This is a genomic window from Arthrobacter sp. KNU40 (assembly GCF_051515115.1).
In the GTDB taxonomy this organism is placed as follows: Bacteria; Actinomycetota; Actinomycetes; order Actinomycetales; family Micrococcaceae; genus Arthrobacter.
In genome coordinates this window covers 994,918-1,009,928 of sequence record NZ_CP195850.1, presented here as the reverse complement: position 1 = coordinate 1,009,928, position 15,011 = coordinate 994,918, and the positions used below count along the sequence as shown (strand labels likewise).

Below are 15,011 nucleotides of genomic sequence, written 5' to 3'. Positions count from 1 at the left end.
AACGAAAGCTCGTCATCGCCGGCTACCGGCCGACGTCGTCGTGGCCAAAAAGTTCGGAACCGAATACGGCCACGACGGTTCCTTCGTCGGTGTCAACCGCATGCCCGAGTCCATCCGTTCCGTCTGCCCGCTCAGCCCGCTACTCGCCCACCGATTCCGCACCCAGCACCACGTTCACCGGCACCTCACCGGCCAGCAGCAACGAGATCTGCTTTTGGATCAGCCGGACCATCCGGGGGAACATCGCGGAGCTCGCCCCGCCCACATGGGGCGTGATCAACACGCCAGGCACCGTCCACAAAGGATGGTCGGCCGGCAGAGGCTCCGGGTCCGTTACATCCAAAGCAGCACGTAACCGTCCCGAAGACGTCTCCCGCAGCAAGGCTTCCGTGTCCACCACCGGGCCCCGCGCCACGTTCACCATCAACGCGCCGTCCGGCATGGCCGCGAGGAACCGAGCATCCACCAGCCCACGGGTGTGCTCGGACAAAGGTACGCTAACCACCACGATCTCGTGCAGCGGCAACTGCTCATAAAGTGAGTCGATGCCGAGGATACGGCCGTGGTCATCGTCCCGTTCCCGGCTTGCCATCCGCGTCACCTGCGTTTCGAACGGCAACAGCCTGGCTTCAATCGCCTTCCCCACTCCCCCGTAGCCGACCAGGAGCACCCTGCGGTCCGCCAAACTTGGTCTCTGCCCATAGCCCCACGTACCGGACGCCTGGTTGCGCACAAAGTCCGGAATACTACGCTGGCTGGCGATCATCATTCCCAAGGCGAGTTCCGCCGTCGACGTCTCATGGACGCCGGCCGCGTTGGCGAAAACGCAACCCGACGGCAAGACGTCAGCGACGCCGTCGTACCCTATCGACTGGCTCTGCACGAGCCTGACCGGCACGCCATCCAGCGCCGTGAGCGCGTCTGGCCGGCCCATGTAAGGCGGCACCAGCAGGTCGAAGCTGTCCGCCGGGGCGGGGCCAGTCAGGTCCCACACGACGAACTCGACGTCGGCGGAAGGTTCCATGGCGTCCAGGAGTTTCTGATCGGGCAGGCACACCCGCAGCCGGGCCGTCACCGCGCCACCATCAGATTGACCTTCGCAGCATGCAGCGCGGTTTCGCTCATTTGTCGTTTCCTGATTCCCTTTTGCCGGTCGATTTGGCCGGACGGCATGTCGTGTTCCAACACCAACTTACTTTCCCGCAGCGGTCTGCGGCCCGTTCCGATCCGTGGAGGCGGAGGTGATTGGATGATGGATATGGGGAAATCTGGAAACGGGGCCGTCTGGATAGGCATTACGTTCGCGCTTCCGTGCCTGACGGCGGTGTCGACGTTCGTTGCCTTCTGGTTCGGGTTCGACTTTGATCCAGACGACAAATCCGGCTCGCACTACAGGGCCGAGATCGCCAAACGCCAGTGGGTGATGGCAGCGTCCGTCGCTATTCCGGCAATGGCTGATATGGCGTCGGTGCGCTCCATTCTTAACCTGCCGCGAGAGGTCTTTTGGATCACAGCCTCGTCGGTTTTCCTGCTCATCGCGCTTGCCGCTGCAGTGTTTTGTTGGATCATCGGGATTGAGTCCATCGAATCAGCTAAGGACTTCGCTGAGCGCTTCGGCGGTTAGACGGTTCTCGCGTGGGTCCATGTCTGGGACAACGCGTGGGACCCGGGACTATAGTGTGGCATGACCGGGAAGAAAGCCAGGATCAAGCATCTGCTGACGATCGGTCTCGTAGGTTCGGGCTCGATCGTCCTCCTTGTGTTCGATGGCGCAAAGCCCAGCTCGATTCCCATATTCGCTATCACTTTTGTGGCCACTTGGATCGTTTCCCTAGTGGTAGCCCGCGTAGTTAATCGACTCAGGTTTAAGCTATGGCGACGGCGCGGGTGGACGGAATTCTGGATTCGTTCGCCCGAACCATTGCCCGGCGGCGTGGCCAATGGCTGGGTGCGGGGCCTGCTTTCCGTCCGCGCACCGCTAGTTGACTTCGTGGCAAACGAGTCTCGAGACGGATCATGGGTCAATCCAGCTACTTTCCTCGTAAATGGCCGGACACCGGCGACCCGCAGGCACTTGGAACTGTGGGATTTCGCGGCAGTCAACTTCGGCCCTGGTTTCCGAGTGGTTTCACTTCAGACCACACGCGGACCCATCGATGTGGCGGGGTATCCCGAAGCCCTCGACCAGCTCGATGCAGAACTGTTCGGCCAATCCGAAGTTGCCATTCAGTAGCTTGGCCGCTCTCCCTGCCTCAACGTTGTCCACTCTCCCCCGACGTGCCTATAGTGGCCCTACCCGCACCCCTCTCTGAGCACCGTCCTGCTATCCAGCACGTTCTGCCACCTATAGGAGAGAACCCCATGGAAATCCGCACGCTTGGTTCATTGACCGTTTCTGCTCTCGGCCTCGGCTGCATGGGCATGAGTGAGTTCTACGGCGAAGGGGACGACCGGGAGTCCCTTGCCACCATCAACGCCTTCCTCGACGCGGGCGGCAGCCTGTTGGACACCGCCGACATGTACGGGCCCTTCACCAACGAAAAGCTCGTCGGCCAGGCCATCGCCAGCCGCCGTGACGACGTCGTTGTGGCCACGAAGTTCGGGAACGAACGCCGCGAGGACGGATCCTTCCTGCGTGTCAACGGCAGGCCCGAATATGTCCACTCCGCTTGCGACGCCAGCCTGCAACGCCTCGGTGTGGATCACATCGACCTGTACTACCAGCACCGCGTAGACAAGACGGTACCCATCGAAGACACGGTGGGCGCCATGGCCGAACTGGTCCAGGCCGGAAAGGTCCGGCACTTGGGACTGTCCGAAGCCGCACCGGACACCATCCGTCGGGCCCACGCCGTGCATCCGATCACGGCGCTGCAGACCGAGTACTCCCTCTGGGAACGGGAGCCCGAAACGAAGGTCTTCCCGGTCCTGGCCGAGCTGGGCATCGGGTTCGTTCCGTACAGCCCTCTCGGCCGCGGGTTCCTGACCGGACAGCTGCGCAGCGAGGCGGACTTCGCCGAGAACGACTACCGCCGGCACTCCCCTCGTTTCCAAGGCGACAACTTCACGCGCAACCTCGAGCTCGTGGACCGGGTGAAGGAACTCGCTGACCAGAAGCAATGCACGCCTGGGCAGCTTGCCCTCGCGTGGCTGCTGGCACAAGGCGACCACATCGTCCCGATCCCCGGCACCAAGAAGCGCGAACGCCTGGCAGAAAACCTGGCGGCCACCGCCGTCGTACTCTCCGAAGAGGACCTGAAGCGCCTCGACGAACTGGCCCCGGCTGGGTCCACGGCCGGGGACCGCTACCCCAACATGGCCAGCATCGACACGTAAATCCAGACGCTCCCAAGGGTTGACCCGTGGGAGCGTTATGGCCTAGTTTAAACAAACCGCTCGTCCGGTTTTGGAATGCCTGCTCCCTGATGGAGATCAACATGCGCCTCGTAAGGAAACTGCTTCTGCTCGGCGAAGTGATCCCACGACGAGCCATGAAAGCAGAGCCGGGGACAGGAACACCATCGGGCCTCTCCAACTGAAGAGCATCTGGCATGAGCATGAGCTCAGGAACTTCGACCTCATGGTCATACTGCAAATTTCCGGGTGCGAGCACATTGCACAGCGTGCGATCGGTGGCGAGTCAGTGTCCGCCGAAGAAAAGTCGGTCTTGGTGATAGCGAATGAATTGGCGGAACAAAAAGGCTATCTTCCCCTGTTTGACATGACCGATGACGACGTACGTATCTCGGAGAATGCAGGACCGGAGCTGGAAAGTTTCTTCAGATCCGAGGAATGGCAAAAGAGGGATCGAAGCAGTACACGGCAGCTCTAACGCCGCGGGTCCACAAGCACCGGAAGCAAAACGATCGGCCTGCGTGGAAGCATCGACGGCCGTTAGGGAGGTCTGCAAGATGTCTGGTCGTGCTGTTGTATTTGCCGCTGTAGCAACAGGCTTACTTGTGTTCGTCGTTCCATACGTTATCTGGGGACTGTTCGGTTTTGCTCCCAACGGGACCGAGACGTTGATCCTCGTCATTCTGCTCTGGATCACTGTCTGGACGGTCAGCAGAACAAGATTCAAGCGCAATACCCAACCAAGATGAAGATCGCCTGTACCCCCAAACAAAACAATCGGCCTGCGTGGATTACCACGCAGGCCGATCGTTTGGGGGCTAGCTATAGGGGGTAGGGATTAGCCGTCGTTGCCGGCAGGGGTGGTGGTGGCGGTGTAGCCCTCGAGCTTGAGCGCGGCCTGGGCGTACTTCTGGGTGAACGTGTCGGGGATGTTGACCTTGGAGGTGTCAACGCCGATGGTCTTCTCCTCGGCGAAGATCGTCTTGGGGCCACCTGCAGGCATGATGCCGTCCGGGAGGAACTGACCCTTGTCCTGGTTCAGCGCGGCGACGTACTGGTCCTTGGAGATGGTGCTGTTCTGGACGTAGGACTGGGGCAGCTTGTCCGCGATTTCCTGGGCGGAGTGGGTGCTGATCCAGTGCATCGTGTCCACAAGGGCGTTGACGACCTTCTGGGCTGCGTCCTCGTGGGTCTTGACCCAGTCAGACTGGGCCAGAAGGCCGGCCGACGGCAAGGTGCCGCCAAGCGCTGCCTTGGCTCCGTCAGAGGTGGCGAGGTCGATCGCGGAAACGGCGAGGTTCTTGTTCTCAAGGGCGCCCACGGTCGGCTGGGTGGTCATGACGCAGTCAGCGGATCCGCGCTGGATTGCCGCGATTGCGGTTGCACCGGCGCCGACGGCGATCGTGTGGTAATCGCTCTTCGCGAGTCCGGCCTTCGCAGCGATGAACTGGGTGAGCTCATCGGTTCCCGAGCCGAGGTCGGTGACGCCGACGGTCTTGCCCTTGAGGTCTGCGCCCGTCTTCACGTTCGCCTTAGGGCTGCACATGATGCGTTCGCCCGGTGCACTCGAAAGCTGCACGAGGTTGATGACGTTCTTGCCCTTGGACTGGAAGTCGACCGTGTGGACGTACCACGCACCGGCCATGTCCACCTGCCCGGATGCCATTGCGTCTTCGGCGCCGACGCCACCCTGGGACTCGGTGGAAAGCTCCATCTTGACGCCGTACTTCTCGTAGAAGCCGAGCTGCTGTGCGAGCTGGTACGGCAGGTAGATCTGCTTGTCGATGCCGCCGACCATCATCTTCACGGTGGGCATCGAGGCGGTGTCCGCGGAAGCACCGCCGCTTGCCGCGCCGTTGCTGCTTGCGGTGCTGGTGCCGCACGCCGCGAGGCTCAGGGCGATCACTCCGGCAGCGCCGACGGCGTAGATCTTGTTCTTCATCATGGTTGTGCGTTTCCTTCTATTTTGAGGATTCGAGCGTTGGGGTAAGTGGAATGGAAGACGGCGAGCGTCAGATCGCCTGTGCTTCGGAACGGTTTGGTGGCCGCCATTTGAGCAGCGTGTGCTCTAGCAGTGCGATGAGGTATTCCGCGCCGAGCGTGATGACTGCGATGATCACCATGCAGGCGAAGACCGTATTGGGATCGAATGTTCCCTGTGCCTGGCTGATGATGAGGCCGATTCCCTGCTGGGCGCCGAGCACTTCAGCAACAAGCGCACCGATGATCGCGAAACCGAACGCCGTGTGCAAGCTTGCGATGATCCAGGTCATTGCCGAGGGAATGGTCACGTGGATCGCTACCTGGAGCGGCGATGCTCCCAGGACGCGAACGTTTCCGACCAGGTTCTGGTCGACTTCACGGACACCCTGGAAAGCGTTGAAGAAGACGACGAAGAAGACCAGGACCGCTGCGAGCAGCACCTTCGGGAAGACGCCGAGGCCGAAAGCCACGATGAAGATCGAGCCGAGCACGATTCTGGGGATGGAGTTCACGATCCGGATGTACGGGCCGACAACTTCGGACAGGTACTTGTTCGAGCCAAGAAGGATTCCGAGCACGACGCCGACGAGCGTTCCGAGCGCGAAGCCGTAGATGGCTTCCTGCATGGTGACCCAGAGGTTCTCCCAGATCGTGCCGAAGGCCGTGCCCTTGGTGAAGAGATCCACCAGGCTGTTCCAAATTTCGGTCGGCTGGCCGAAGAAGAACTTGTCCACCCAGCCCTCGGTCGTGAACCACTGCCAGCCACCGATCACGATGACGGCGAGGATGGCACGGCCGGCCCAGACCCACGTGGTACGGCGGTTCATGGCACGCCGGGCGGAATTCTTAAGCTCACTCGCTTGTGCTTTTTCTTGCTCTTGCACGGGAGCACCTCTACTGATTGTGGTTGTCATGCTGCTGCACCCGCCGATTGCTTGTAGGCGCGGGTGACTTCGTCCTTCAGGGACTCCCAGATCTGGCCCTGCAGCTCCAGGAATCGTTCCTCGTGCCGGATCTTCTGGACATCTCCACGCGGCCTGGGCAGATCGATGTCGAAGACATCCTTGATCGTGCCCGGGCTGCTGGTCATGATGACCACCTTGTCGGCGAGCGCCACGGCCTCGTCGAGGTCGTGCGTGATGAACAGGACAGAGGGGCGCAGTTCCTCCCAGAGCTGCAGGAGCTCGTTCTGCATGATGGCCTTGGTCTGCACGTCGAGGGCGCCGAACGGCTCGTCCATCAGGAGGATCCGGGGGTTGTTGATCAGTGCTGCCGCCATGGCGACGCGCTTGCGCATGCCGCCGGACAACTGGTGCGGGTAACGGTCTTCGAAGCCGGCCAGGCCCACGCGGCGCAGCCAGTCCCTTGCGAGCAAGGTGGCTTCCTTCTTGGGCGTCCCGAGCAGGACCGGGCCGATTAAGACGTTCCCGAGGACGGTCTTCCAGGGGAAGAGCGCGTCCGCTTGGAACATGTAGCTGACGCCGTTGGTGATGCCGTCAACGAGCTGGTCGTGGACTCTCACCGAACCGGCGCTTGGCCGTTCGAGGCCGGAAACCTGGGCCAGGGTGGTCGACTTGCCGCAGCCCGTCGGTCCGACGATCGCGCAGAACTGGCCGGGTTCGACCCTCAGGGTCACATCGCGGATGGCAGTGAAGGTCTCGTTCTTGGGAGTGAGGTAACGCTTGGTCAATCCGACAATGTCGATGCCCGCGGCGTCCTCAGCCCTCTCGGGGGCCCCGGGCGGCCGGTTGGGGTGGATAGCATTCATTACGCTAAGACCTCTCTGTCTTACGGATCCCTTCCTTGGGAGTCCGACGAATTAGTGATGTGGATCACTGAAACTATGTAAAGCTTAGGAAGGGATCATCCGGGCCAGAAGTCTTCAGTAAGTTGTGCGCCTTAGCCGCAAAAGTGCACGTTTTGTGCGTTTTCTGCCGTCGCTTCAACTAACGGGAAAATGCCCGCATCGTCGCGGACAAGGACAGGAGAGCAGACGTTGATTAAGACATTGGTGGTCGACGACGATTTCCGGGTCGCCGGAATCCACGCTGCCCGCGTGGCAAGGGTTGACGGTTTCGAATGCGTCGGTCAGGTCTACAGCGCCGCAGCCGCTCGGGAGGCGATAGAGCGCCTCAACCCGGACTTGCTCTTGCTGGATGTACACCTTCCGGACGAGGACGGGATCTCCATGCTGCGGTCCCTGCAGGCGGCTGGAACCGACGTCGATTGCATCATCATCACCGCGGCCCAGGATCTGGCCACCGTCAAGTCAGCGATGACGAGCGGCGCGGTCTACTACCTGGTCAAGCCCTTCAGCTTTGACCGGCTGCGCACGCAGTTGGAGGCTTACCGGATCTGGCGGCAGGAGCTGGATTCCGCTTCAACTGCCGACCAGGCGACTATTGACGGCCTCTACAACGCGCGCTCGGCCGGGGTCAGGACCGCTGCTCCGGCGCCGCGCCTGCAGCCCACCATGCAGAAAGCGCTCGACGCCGTCCGCGCTGCCGGGGGTCCCATCAGCGCCGCTGAGATCGCCGGGCAGCTAGGTGTCAGCCGCCCGACGGCCCAGCGTTACCTCAGTGTCCTGGAGCAAAAAGGGCTTCTCATTTTGGACCTGACGTATGGCAGCACCGGCCGCCCGCTCAACTCTTACACTGTGAGTTGAGCGGGGAGCTGCCGGTCTCCAAGAAGCGCAAACGCCTGGCCTGGAACCTGGCGGCCACCGCGGTCTCGCCAGCGCGAGCGAGCCTCCTCAGGGGCAGGAATAGTCGTAGTCGACTCCGGCAGCCACGTACTGGGTCACAGACACCTGGCTTCCAGACGTAAGGCCGGGCGAAGAACAATTGGACTTCGCTCCGCGCAAGGTCTTGGCACCGGCAAGCCAACTCGGCAGCCCAGCGAGCGGACTGCCGACGGGCACGGTTCCGGCAATAATCGCCCACTGATTGACCGTCGAATATATCCCGACACCTGTACCGGCAGCGCCGGAGGTGATTCTCGTGAAGTAGGCGACCATTCCTTCTAGGTCGGCCCTGTTCAGTGCGGTGTTGGTCTGCCAGCTGTTGCCGGTTTCCACGTCCAGCCACCAGAAGTAGTTCCCGGGGTTGTTCACGCCGCGGATAGTGGCATCGTCATAGGCCTTCGCGTAGCCGTACATGTAGGAGCAGGCAAGATCGACTCCGCCGCCGCACGTCCCGTAAGGATTGGCGACCTGCGTGCCTGCGTAGGAGTTCGACGACGGCCACCATGAGCCGGCGAGTCCTGGGTTGGCAGTGTTCACGTACAGGGCGACCTTGGGCTGCGCTGTTCCCCCCGTTGAGCCAGCCGCCCAAACCAGTTGCTGGGCCGAGCAAGGGTTGGTGTTATTGGCCAGGCCGCCGGTCACGCCCACGATCGCGAAGGCTTGCCCCGCAGGGAGGGTTTTGCCGCACTGTGGCCAGGAAACATCGTTGCCGACCAAGTCCGTAGTCCGCGTCGGTGCGGCCGCTGCTGCGGGAGCCATGCCCGCGAGCGACAGTCCAATAAGAGCCAGGAACGTGCATGCCATCTTCATTCCAAAACGCGCCATGGCCCATAGTACGCCCACCCTCCCTGCACCAAGATGCGCGAACTTCCGGCCGAGAACTTGGGGACACCGCCGTCGAACTCTCCGAACAAGACCTCAATCGACTGGACGAGCGGGCTCCGGCAGGGTCAACTGCCGGAACCCGCTACCGTGCCCCGCGGCTACTCGGCTGCTACGGGCTCAGCCTGCTTCACAAGGGCAGCCTCGAGGTTGATCTTCACTTTGTCGCTCACCAGGAAACCGCCGGCCTCCAAAGCTGCGTTCCAGGTCAGTCCGAAGTCCTTGCGGCTGATTTCGGTTTCGGCGGAGAAGCCGGCGCGGGTCGCGCCGAAAGGATCAACCGCGACGCCGGTGAACTCCACTTCCAGCTCCACCGGCTTGGTGATTCCCCGGATGGTGAGGTCGCCCGTGAGGGTGTAGTCCTCGCCGTCGCCCTCTACGCTCGTGGCGCGGAAGGTCATCTCCGGGAACTTCTCGACGTCGAAGAAGTCGGCGCCGCGGACGTGGCCGTCACGGTTGGCATCGCCGGAGTCGAAGCTCGCGGTCTTGACGGTTGCGTGGAGCGACGCGTCGGCCAGGGACTCGCGCACGCGGGCCTCGGCGCTGGCTTCCGTGAAGCGGCCGCGGACCTTGCTGATGCCGGCGTGCCGGACGCTGAAGCCGATCTCGCTGTGGGACATGTCCAGCAACCAGGTGCCGGAAGTCAAACCTGTGGGAAGAGTCATTGTTGGATCTCCTGTTTCGAAAGAATTCGCTTGGATCGATCCCTTCCACCCTTGTTGAGCCTCGGCGTGAAGTCAAGGTTTCCGGCGCCCCCCGGCCCTGCCTAGGCTGCGGGAGCAGTCAATCCAGCCACGAAGTCCTCAGTGAACCGCCTCACCCCGTCCCACTCGGTGTAGACGTAGTCGCGCGAGGTATCCGTGTCCAGGCTGCCCTTGTCGCGGGCGATCTTCTTCATCATGGCGCGTTTGAGGAACCCGTAATGGGTGTAGAGCAGGGCGCCGCTGAAGAGCCCCACGTGGGCCGGACGCCATCCCGTCTCCTCCTCGAACTTCTCCACATAACCCTCGGCGTTCACTTCATCGCCCTGGGCAGCGAGGCTGACTGAGAAGAACGCGGAGGGGATGCGCTGAAGCGCGGCGGTGTTTTTCCGTACAAAGTCCCGCACATAGCCCTCGTGCTTCCCCACATGGACGGATGCACCGACCACGACGGCGTCGTAACCCTCCGGCAGGGTATCCCCGGACTTCTTGATGTCCGCCGTCTGCGCCTCGTGGCCGTGGCCCCGAGCGACGTCGGCAATATACTCAGCGATCTGGGCCGTCTGTCCCTCAACGGTCCCGTAAGCAATATAGATGTTGGCCATATGCCAGTCTGTCCCGGCTCCGGGCGGCCGCTCTAGGGTCCAAGGTCCTCCCGGTATTCAACACGCATCCCCTTGACTGACGAGGACCGTCGGCAGAGAGTGTCACATGTGAGGCGTGATGCCGTTCGGGAGTATCTGGCGAGTGCCCTGTGGGCGATGCCGACCTGCGCCGTCGTCGTCGCGATCATCGCGGGCGCGGGCCTTTCCGCGGTTCAGCTCGACGCCACTTCACCCTTCGCCGTCCTCCTCTTCCAAGGGACGTCCGACGACGCGCGGAACCTGCTCATCGGCATCGCGAGCACCATGGTGACTGTCATCGCCGTCGTGCTCGGCCTCACCGTCGTGGCACTGCAACTCGCGTCGACGCAGTTCAGCCCGCGGCTGCTGCGGAACTTCCTGCGCGACATCCCCAACCAGGTAACCCTCAGCGCCTTCGTCGCCACGTTCGCCTACAGCACGGCGGGCCTCTATACGGTCGGCATCGCCGCCGGACAGCGCACCCAGGACTACCCTCGCCTCGCGGTAAGCGGCGCACTCCTCTTGCTGTTCGTGAGCATGGTCATGCTCGTCTTCTTCGCCCACCATCTGTCCCACTCGATCCAGGTGGACCAAGTCATGAAGGGCGTCGAGAAGGCCACCCTCAAGGTGATCGAGCGGTCCTTCGTCCCTGGGGATCCCGGAATCCGCATGCCAAACCCGCCGCCCGGCGCCACCGCTTTGCTGGTACCGCAATCGGGATATGTTCAGGCCTTCCATGTCGAGGCGTTCGTCGGGGTGCTCGCGAGCCGGGACCTCACTGCCCGGATGGTGCCCATGATCGGCCGACACGTCGTCGCGGGTTCCCCGCTCGCCTGGGTGTGGGAGGCCACGGGCGAGGGCGCACGGCTTGCGCCCGACGGCGGCACTGAACTGCGCCGGGCGCTCGCCCAGAGCGTACGAATCGGTTACGAGCGGACCCTCGAGCAGGACGTCGCCTTCGGGATCCGGCAACTCGCCGACGTCGCGTCCAAGGCGCTCTCGCCCGCCATCAACGATCCCTACACCGCGAACCAAGCGGTGGACCATCTCGCCTCGATCCTTGCTGCCCTCTCGCTCCGGCAGCACGGGCCGCGGGCGGTGGCGGACGCGCAAGGCACCATAAGGCTGCACGTCCCGGCCCGCGATTTCGCCTATCTCGTGGATCTGGCTCTCGGACAGGTCCGACGGTACGGAGCGAACGAGCCTCGCGTCGTCAGGGCCCTGTTGCGCGTGTGCCGTGAGCTCGTGTGGTTCGGCGACGCGGCCCACCACGCCGTCGTGCGGCAATACATCGAGACCCTCATGAGCGACGTGACCCGGCTCGTGGCCCAGCCGGCCGATCGCGAACCCCTCCTCGCGGAGGGCGCGGCACTGCTCGAAGCCTTCGACGACACCGACGACGGGAGCGACGCCGGCAGCTAGCTCGGTGCGGACGTCAATCGAATTCTGCTTCCGCGGCCACATTGCGGATGCCGCGGGGGCGTCCTGCTTTGGTCCAGAGCCGGTAGAGGAGGCCTGCGACGGCGAGGGCGGCGGCGAGGCTGACGATGGGGAAGCCGCGGGAGAGATTGGCAACGAGGGTGAATGCCACAGCGAGGGCCCCGACAGTGCTGAGGATGAGGACTCCCGGCTGGCGGTCCTTGCGGGCCAAACGTGCCATAGAGACCAGGCCGCCGAGGAAGCTGAGGAGGACTGCGACGGCGTAGAACAGGACAAGCTCCTGGTCGTTGGCACCGGCGATGGCGGTCACCGCACCGGCCAGGACGATAAACACAGCCACGCCCCAATAGGGAGTGTGGTGTTGGTTGGTGTGGCCCAGGGAGAGCGGAAGGACGCCGACGGTCTCACCGTGGGGGTTGATGTGGCGCGCCAGGGCTTTGAGCAGGCCCGGTCCCGCCTGGAATCCCGAGGAAGCCGCTGAGAGCAGCAGCAGGGCAGTGACGAGCTGGAAGGCGGCGAACACGGGCGCCGGCGCAGCGAGGCGGGCGAGTTCGGCGATCTGCGTGCTGTCTTTCGGCGGAATGCCGACGTGCAGCTGCGCGGCCTCCAAGGCGAGGCCCAGCGTGATGGTGCCGACGATCGCGAGAGTCAGCCAGAGAGTGAGCTGCCCGAAACGTCGCTTCCCGTCATTGTCGAGCTGCCCGAGCTGGGCAACCGCCGAGGTCGCCGCTTCCACACCGGTGGCCATGGCCATGGCGACCGGGAACGCAAGCACCACGGCAAGGACAGGTGGATGCCCGGAAACGCCGGCGATCGCGCTGACCGGTTTAGGTGCTGCGCCCAAGCCGTAGAGAAGGACGACAACGGAAACGACGATAAAGGCCATTGTCATCGCCGCGAAGACCAACCTGCCAAGGTGACCGAACCAGGTCGCGGCACCGACAAGGACCACCAAGCCCAGCCCGAGCAGTAAACGCCAGGGAGCAAGAGCGGGAAAATAGGCGATCACCGCCGAGGACCCGGCCGAGACGCTGATCGCGATAGTGAGCAGGAAATCCACCACCAGCGCACCAATGGGGATGAAGGACCAGCCATCTCCGAAGGCCTCACCCACGGCGGCCGGAGCCCCACCGCCTCTCGGGTAGCGCGCGACGAGTTGTCGGTAGTTCACGATGACCAAGGCAACGATTGCCACCACCAAGATCATCGCCGGGACGAGCAACGCCAAATCGCCGTCCAGGGCGCGCAGAGCCGCTTCGATCGCGTACGCAACAGAGGAGACAGGGTCGGCCATGACCGCGAAGGCAAACGCCAATAGCAGTGCGGTGCGGGAACGCAGACCTCTTCCCAGTCCACCTCCGGGGGACGTTCCGCTCGGAATTTTCACGGCGATCTCCGGTTCCATGACAGCCTTATCGAGCTGCCGACCAGACTTCCCGGCTCACCTCCGAATGCCTCCCGCCCGCAGCTAGGAGCGCGGGCGGGAGACGCTATTGCGGAATCGCTACTGGGGAATCGCGCCGATCTGCTGCATGAGGCTGAGGGTGTCAGTGGATCCCCAGTGCTCGGCAACCTTGCCGTCCTCGACGCGAATGATGTCGGTCCCGCAGAATTCGACGCTGTTGCCCGACGCTGGAACGCCCGCCATGTCACCGCGGTGCGTACCCGTCATAACCACGTGGCACGCCTCCAAGTGTCCGTCAGTCAGCCACGGCTCTATCGTCTTGACCTTGATTGTAAAAACGCCCGATCAGTCCAGTACCATCAGTCATTTCTGACTCCCTTATGAGTGAGACCGTCCCATTTCCCCCCGCACTTACATCCCGACTCCTGGCGCCATCGCGGGCGCAAAGGCGATCGCCACGGCGATCAGGGCGAGCGCGACGGCGACCAATCGGTTGGCGATCCGCTTCCACGGAAGCATCTTCTCCAAGGCAATGAACGCCCCCACCACAGCCATCCAGCCGACGCTCATCACGCCGAGCGCGAAGAGTGCCACCATCAGCGCCCAGCAGCAGGCGACGCACCACGCGCCGTGCTCGAGTCCGAGGCGCAGCGCGCCAAGGCGTCCATAGCGGATGCGGCGCAGGATGAAGTCCATCGGCGTCCGGCATTTCATCAAGGAGACGTTCTTGGCTGGCGTGACTTGGTAGAGGGCCGCCACAAAAATCACGCCGGCCGCCAGGTAGCGACCGCCCGGATCGGAGACAAACAAACCGGGGATGAGGGACGCGACAAGTGCGTAGAGCGCGTACGCGGCGAGGCCGAAGATCGTCCAGGAGATGAGGTAGCCGGCCACGAACACTGCCGTGGAACCCGGCGGGGCATAGCGACCGGTCTCCCGACGGTGGTGGGTGATCCTGGCGTAAGCAACCACCATGGGCGCCACCGACGGAAACATCATCGCCGCGAGCATCACCACCCAGGTGGTGAGGAAGAAGCCGAGCGGCCCCGGATCTGTCCAACGCCCCATGTCCATCCCCGCCGTTTGCACGGCAGAAACGATCCAGCTCACGGCCGCGAGGATCAGCAACACAGCAACCAGACCGGCCTCGCGTGGATCCAAGTTAAAGGCTGTGGCGCGCGGCGTACCGCCCGCCACAGCTCCCCGATTCAACTTTCTACGAGGCAGGTTCCCGGCTGTCATGCCCTACCCTTGGGGGCGCCTTCAGCCATTTCGCTTGCGTAGGCGAACTCTCCGCTCTCGCCGTAGATCCCGTCGAAGTCCAGGCCGAAGAGATCCGAGTGCCCCGGCGCCTTTCCGATCATGTAGTCGGCAGCGAAGGCGTACATCGCGTTCTTGACTGTGGTGACGCTGCCACCCGGGCCGGGCAGCGTTTCCAGTGTGTAGTTCACACTGTCTCCCACCGAGGCGGACGGGTTATCGCCATCCGAGAACGTGACGCCGGCCCGCTGAACGCCCAACCATTCGCCATACAGGGCCGCCAGATCCCCGAACGGTCCGCCGACCTCACCGTGCAGGATGCTTTCGAGGGCGGTCGCCTGCCCGTCGGAAGCGCCTTCATCGACCACGACGCCGATCTTCCAACCTCCCGCGGTCAGGTTCGACGGGAAGAAATTGACGAAGGCGAAGTCGACACCCGAAAGGTCGGTGTCATCGAGCTTCCCGTTCGCAACATGGAACACTGCCACTCCGCGGCACTCGCCGTTGGCACTGTTGGGCCTGCCGTCTACCGGACAGGGACAGATCAAAGCGCAACTGCAATTAGCAACATATTTTCCGGACATTTCCCAAGACATTGAGGACTCTCCTCGCTAGTTCAT

General features: G+C 63.1%; 17 protein-coding genes. 6 read left to right on the top strand and 11 right to left on the bottom strand.

Going from position 1 to position 15,011, the window contains the following annotated elements:
* Positions 1–139: 139 nt before the first annotated feature.
* Positions 140–1,075, bottom strand: coding sequence for a 2-hydroxyacid dehydrogenase (locus ACSKT0_RS04780; protein WP_437772740.1), 936 nt, complete (start codon positions 1,073–1,075; stop codon positions 140–142).
* 15 nt (positions 1,076–1,090) lie between these two features.
* On the opposite strand from ACSKT0_RS04780, the gene ACSKT0_RS04775 reads away from it, so the two are divergent.
* From ACSKT0_RS04775 to ACSKT0_RS04760, 4 genes are all read left to right on the top strand, one after another.
* Entirely contained in the window at positions 1,091–1,624 is a 534-nt protein-coding gene (locus ACSKT0_RS04775; protein ID WP_437772739.1) for a hypothetical protein, read from the top strand.
* 60 nt (positions 1,625–1,684) lie between these two features.
* The gene (locus tag ACSKT0_RS04770; protein ID WP_437772738.1) at positions 1,685–2,233 is read left to right on the top strand and encodes a hypothetical protein; all 549 of its coding nucleotides are present in this window, start codon (positions 1,685–1,687) and stop codon (positions 2,231–2,233) included.
* A gap of 128 nt (positions 2,234–2,361) precedes the next feature.
* On the top strand, positions 2,362–3,336 hold the full coding sequence (locus ACSKT0_RS04765; protein WP_437772737.1) for an aldo/keto reductase: 975 nt from the start codon (positions 2,362–2,364) through the stop codon (positions 3,334–3,336).
* 244 nt (positions 3,337–3,580) lie between these two features.
* Positions 3,581–3,832, top strand: coding sequence for a hypothetical protein (locus ACSKT0_RS04760; RefSeq protein WP_437772736.1), 252 nt, complete (start codon positions 3,581–3,583; stop codon positions 3,830–3,832).
* Between the two features lie 360 nt (positions 3,833–4,192).
* On the opposite strand, the gene ACSKT0_RS04755 is transcribed toward ACSKT0_RS04760, so the two are convergent.
* From ACSKT0_RS04755 to ACSKT0_RS04745, 3 genes are all read right to left on the bottom strand, one after another.
* Positions 4,193–5,299, bottom strand: a complete 1,107-nt coding sequence (locus ACSKT0_RS04755) for an ABC transporter substrate-binding protein (protein WP_437772735.1) — start codon at positions 5,297–5,299, stop codon at positions 4,193–4,195.
* A 67-nt stretch (positions 5,300–5,366) separates the two neighbouring features.
* The gene (locus ACSKT0_RS04750) at positions 5,367–6,164 is read right to left on the bottom strand and encodes an ABC transporter permease (protein ID WP_437772734.1); all 798 of its coding nucleotides are present in this window, start codon (positions 6,162–6,164) and stop codon (positions 5,367–5,369) included.
* An 83-nt stretch (positions 6,165–6,247) separates the two neighbouring features.
* Complete coding sequence (locus ACSKT0_RS04745) at positions 6,248–7,105, bottom strand: ABC transporter ATP-binding protein (RefSeq protein ID WP_437772733.1); 858 nt, start codon at positions 7,103–7,105, stop codon at positions 6,248–6,250.
* Between the two features lie 228 nt (positions 7,106–7,333).
* Here ACSKT0_RS04745 and ACSKT0_RS04740 point away from each other — a divergent pair, with 228 nt between their 5' ends.
* On the top strand, positions 7,334–8,002 hold the full coding sequence (locus tag ACSKT0_RS04740; protein ID WP_437772732.1) for a response regulator: 669 nt from the start codon (positions 7,334–7,336) through the stop codon (positions 8,000–8,002).
* A gap of 87 nt (positions 8,003–8,089) precedes the next feature.
* Here the strand turns inward: ACSKT0_RS04740 and ACSKT0_RS04735 are convergent, their stop codons facing one another.
* The 3 genes from ACSKT0_RS04735 to ACSKT0_RS04725 all read right to left on the bottom strand — a co-directional run bounded on the left by ACSKT0_RS04735 (position 8,090) and on the right by ACSKT0_RS04725 (position 10,268).
* Complete coding sequence (locus ACSKT0_RS04735) at positions 8,090–8,905, bottom strand: hypothetical protein (RefSeq protein WP_437772731.1); 816 nt, start codon at positions 8,903–8,905, stop codon at positions 8,090–8,092.
* A gap of 158 nt (positions 8,906–9,063) precedes the next feature.
* On the bottom strand, positions 9,064–9,627 hold the full coding sequence (locus ACSKT0_RS04730) for a YceI family protein (RefSeq protein WP_437772730.1): 564 nt from the start codon (positions 9,625–9,627) through the stop codon (positions 9,064–9,066).
* A gap of 101 nt (positions 9,628–9,728) precedes the next feature.
* The gene (locus tag ACSKT0_RS04725; RefSeq protein WP_437772729.1) at positions 9,729–10,268 is read right to left on the bottom strand and encodes a flavodoxin domain-containing protein; all 540 of its coding nucleotides are present in this window, start codon (positions 10,266–10,268) and stop codon (positions 9,729–9,731) included.
* 108 nt (positions 10,269–10,376) lie between these two features.
* On the opposite strand from ACSKT0_RS04725, the gene ACSKT0_RS04720 reads away from it, so the two are divergent.
* Positions 10,377–11,708, top strand: coding sequence for a DUF2254 domain-containing protein (locus ACSKT0_RS04720; RefSeq protein ID WP_437772728.1), 1,332 nt, complete (start codon positions 10,377–10,379; stop codon positions 11,706–11,708).
* Between the two features lie 13 nt (positions 11,709–11,721).
* Here ACSKT0_RS04720 and ACSKT0_RS04715 read toward each other — a convergent pair whose 3' ends face one another.
* The 4 genes from ACSKT0_RS04715 to ACSKT0_RS04700 form a co-directional block, all read right to left on the bottom strand.
* Positions 11,722–13,131, bottom strand: a complete 1,410-nt coding sequence (locus ACSKT0_RS04715) for a hypothetical protein (RefSeq protein ID WP_437772727.1) — start codon at positions 13,129–13,131, stop codon at positions 11,722–11,724.
* 99 nt (positions 13,132–13,230) lie between these two features.
* Positions 13,231–13,398: an ester cyclase gene (locus ACSKT0_RS04710; RefSeq protein ID WP_437772726.1), complete on the bottom strand. Its 168-nt coding sequence runs from the start codon at positions 13,396–13,398 to the stop codon at positions 13,231–13,233.
* Between the two features lie 144 nt (positions 13,399–13,542).
* Positions 13,543–14,373 (bottom strand): DUF2182 domain-containing protein, encoded by an 831-nt coding sequence (locus ACSKT0_RS04705; RefSeq protein ID WP_437772725.1) that lies wholly within the window; start codon positions 14,371–14,373, stop codon positions 13,543–13,545.
* On the bottom strand, positions 14,370–14,975 hold the full coding sequence (locus tag ACSKT0_RS04700; RefSeq protein WP_437773967.1) for a DUF1326 domain-containing protein: 606 nt from the start codon (positions 14,973–14,975) through the stop codon (positions 14,370–14,372). Before ACSKT0_RS04700 ends, ACSKT0_RS04705 begins: the two co-directional genes overlap by 4 nt.
* Between the last annotated feature and the right edge of the window lie 36 nt (positions 14,976–15,011).

What these genes read in the sequence shown, in the direction of transcription:
- ACSKT0_RS04755 (WP_437772735.1), bottom strand. Translation starts at nt 5,299, where the DNA reads ATGATGAAGAACAAGATCTACGCCGTCGGCGCTGCCGGAGTGATCGCC.
- ACSKT0_RS04765 (WP_437772737.1), top strand. Translation starts at nt 2,362, where the DNA reads ATGGAAATCCGCACGCTTGGTTCATTGACCGTTTCTGCTCTCGGCCTC.
- ACSKT0_RS04700 (WP_437773967.1), bottom strand. Translation starts at nt 14,975, where the DNA reads ATGTCCGGAAAATATGTTGCTAATTGCAGTTGCGCTTTGATCTGTCCC.
- ACSKT0_RS04730 (WP_437772730.1), bottom strand. Translation starts at nt 9,627, where the DNA reads ATGACTCTTCCCACAGGTTTGACTTCCGGCACCTGGTTGCTGGACATG.
- ACSKT0_RS04735 (WP_437772731.1), bottom strand. Translation starts at nt 8,905, where the DNA reads ATGGCGCGTTTTGGAATGAAGATGGCATGCACGTTCCTGGCTCTTATT.
- ACSKT0_RS04725 (WP_437772729.1), bottom strand. Translation starts at nt 10,268, where the DNA reads ATGGCCAACATCTATATTGCTTACGGGACCGTTGAGGGACAGACGGCC.
- ACSKT0_RS04760 (WP_437772736.1), top strand. Translation starts at nt 3,581, where the DNA reads ATGGTCATACTGCAAATTTCCGGGTGCGAGCACATTGCACAGCGTGCG.
- ACSKT0_RS04750 (WP_437772734.1), bottom strand. Translation starts at nt 6,164, where the DNA reads ATGAACCGCCGTACCACGTGGGTCTGGGCCGGCCGTGCCATCCTCGCC.
- ACSKT0_RS04710 (WP_437772726.1), bottom strand. Translation starts at nt 13,398, where the DNA reads ATGACGGGTACGCACCGCGGTGACATGGCGGGCGTTCCAGCGTCGGGC.
- ACSKT0_RS04715 (WP_437772727.1), bottom strand. Translation starts at nt 13,131, where the DNA reads ATGGAACCGGAGATCGCCGTGAAAATTCCGAGCGGAACGTCCCCCGGA.
- ACSKT0_RS04705 (WP_437772725.1), bottom strand. Translation starts at nt 14,373, where the DNA reads ATGACAGCCGGGAACCTGCCTCGTAGAAAGTTGAATCGGGGAGCTGTG.
- ACSKT0_RS04745 (WP_437772733.1), bottom strand. Translation starts at nt 7,105, where the DNA reads ATGAATGCTATCCACCCCAACCGGCCGCCCGGGGCCCCCGAGAGGGCT.
- ACSKT0_RS04770 (WP_437772738.1), top strand. Translation starts at nt 1,685, where the DNA reads ATGACCGGGAAGAAAGCCAGGATCAAGCATCTGCTGACGATCGGTCTC.